The sequence below is a fragment of the Streptacidiphilus melanogenes genome, from assembly GCF_000787835.1.
GTDB classification, from domain to species: Bacteria; Actinomycetota; Actinomycetes; order Streptomycetales; family Streptomycetaceae; genus Streptacidiphilus; species Streptacidiphilus melanogenes.
The window spans coordinates 11,849-13,943 of sequence record NZ_BBPP01000008.1 but is presented as its reverse complement, the minus strand read 5'-3'; the positions used below and the strand labels follow the sequence as shown (position 1 = coordinate 13,943).

The following is a 2,095-nucleotide window of genomic DNA, read 5'->3' as shown; positions in this document are numbered from 1 at the left end:
GCGCGAGAAGCGCTCCCGCCCCCGCCGACACCGCGCCGCCCCGACCCTGAACGGGACGCTTCGGCCGCCCTGGCTCCTGTCGGAACCCTGCTCCCCCGCCCCTACGCCCCTGACGCCGGTCCGGTTCACCGTCCGCCGCGCGGGTCCCGCGGCGTGGACCGGTAGAGTTGATCGGGTTGCCTCCGGCAACCGACGCTCGAGCTCCCGGCCGCGAACCGACGCAGGCCCCGATCCCAGAAGAGAACCAGCAGGCGATGAACGCAGGACCCGACGTGACCGACTTCGCCGAGGCCCACCCCGGGATCGACCCCGAGCGCATGCGCCTCGTCCTGGAGGCACTCGCCGAGCTCGGCGATCTGCCGCTGGACCACCCGCAGGCGATCGAGCTGCGCAAGGCCACCTCGGGCGTCTACCGCGAGGTCAAGCAGCGCCGCCGCCAGGAGCGCCGCGCCGCCAAGACCGCGAACGACCGGGCGGTCACCGAGCGCACCGCGACCGGCGCCGCGAGCCGTATCGACGACGAGACCCAGGGCCTGCAGCTCACCAGCGGCACCACCAGCACGCTCGCGGGCATACTCGAGCGGCCGCGCGCCTGCTACATCTGCAAGGGCCGCTACGTCGAGGTCGACGCGTTCTACCACCAGCTCTGCCCGAACTGCGCCACCGAGAACCGCTCCCGCCGCGACGCCCGCACGGATCTCACCGGCCGCCGCGCGCTCCTCACCGGCGGCCGCGCCAAGATCGGGATGTACATCGCGCTGCGGTTGCTGCGCGACGGCGCGCACACCACGATCACCACGCGCTTCCCGAACGACGCGATCCGCCGCTTCACGGCGATGCCGGACAGCCACGAGTGGCTGCACCGCCTGCACATCGTCGGCATCGACCTGCGCGACCCGTCCCAGGTCATCGCGCTGGCGGAGGAGGTCAGCGCCGCAGGCCCGCTGGACATCCTGATCAACAACGCCGCCCAGACGGTCCGCCGCACGCCGAACGCCTACAAGGAGCTGATCGACGCCGAGGACGCGCCGCTGCCCGCCGGCGAGCTGCCCTCCTCGACGACGCTCGGCCGCTTCGACCTGAGCCGGCAGCCGATGCTGCCCGCGCAGGGCAGCCCGCGCCGCGAGAAGCTCAGCGCCGAGGCGCTGACCGCGCTGGCGCTCACCTCAGGTTCGGCCGCTCCCGCCCTGATCGAGGCGGGCACCGCCATCGACGCCGGCGGACTCGTCCCGGACCTGGACGACGCCAACAGCTGGAGCCAGAAGGTGCACGAGGTGGACCCGATCGAGCTGCTCGAGGTCCAGCTCTGCAACGTCACCGCGCCGTTCATCCTGGTCAGCCGCCTGCGCGCGGCGATGGCCGCCGCGCCGGCGCGCCGCAAGTACGTGGTCAACGTCTCCGCCATGGAGGGCCAGTTCGGCCGCGGTTACAAGGGCCCCGGCCACCCGCACACCAACATGGCCAAGGCCGCGCTCAACATGCTGACCCGCACCAGCGCGGAGGAGATGCTGGAGCAGGACGGCATCCTGATGACCGCGGTGGACACGGGCTGGATCACCGACGAACGCCCGCACCCGGACAAGATGCGCATGGCGGGCGTCGGCTTCCACGCCCCGCTCGACCTGGTCGACGGCGCGGCCCGTGTCTACGACCCGGTCGTGCGCGGCGAGGAGGGCGAGGACCTGTTCGGCGTCTTCCTCAAGGACTACCGCCCGCACCCGTGGTGAGGTCCGGCCACACGCCGCGCCTTCCGCCGACGGTCGGCCGCACCGCCTGACAGCGCGGTCGGCGGCGGCCGATCCGCACGCCGATCAGCCGGCGGGCTGGGGCACGTCCTCGTCGTGCTCCTCCGCTGCGGCGGCGTCGGCGGGCGCGGGGACGTCGTCCTCAGGAGCGTCCGCGCCCGCCGCACGCTCCTCATCCACCGAAGCAGCCTCATCGGCCTCATCCGCCTGCGCGACGGTGTCGCTCTGCGGAGTCTCGTCGACAGGCGGAGTGTCCTCGCTGACCGGGGCGACGTCGTCCTCCGCAGCGGCGGGCTCCACAGGGGCTTCCTCCTCGTCGAGGACGGACACGCGGGCGGCCGGGGTCGCGA

At 73.2% G+C, this 2,095-nt stretch carries 1 protein-coding gene and 1 pseudogene; one reads left to right on the top strand and one right to left on the bottom strand.

Going from position 1 to position 2,095, the window contains the following annotated elements; translation table 11 throughout:
- The first annotated feature begins 254 nt into the window (after positions 1-254).
- Positions 255-1,727, top strand: coding sequence for an SDR family NAD(P)-dependent oxidoreductase (locus tag TR49_RS11020; protein WP_042380291.1), 1,473 nt, complete (start codon positions 255-257; stop codon positions 1,725-1,727).
- 84 nt (positions 1,728-1,811) lie between these two features.
- Here the strand turns inward: TR49_RS11020 and TR49_RS11015 are convergent.
- Positions 1,812-2,095, bottom strand: a pseudogene (locus tag TR49_RS11015) (hypothetical protein); the annotation flags it as partial.

Bases quoted from the DNA above. Each gene is read 5' to 3' on its own strand.
- TR49_RS11020 (WP_042380291.1), top strand. From the start codon at position 255: ATGAACGCAGGACCCGACGTGACCGACTTCGCCGAGGCCCACCCCGGG.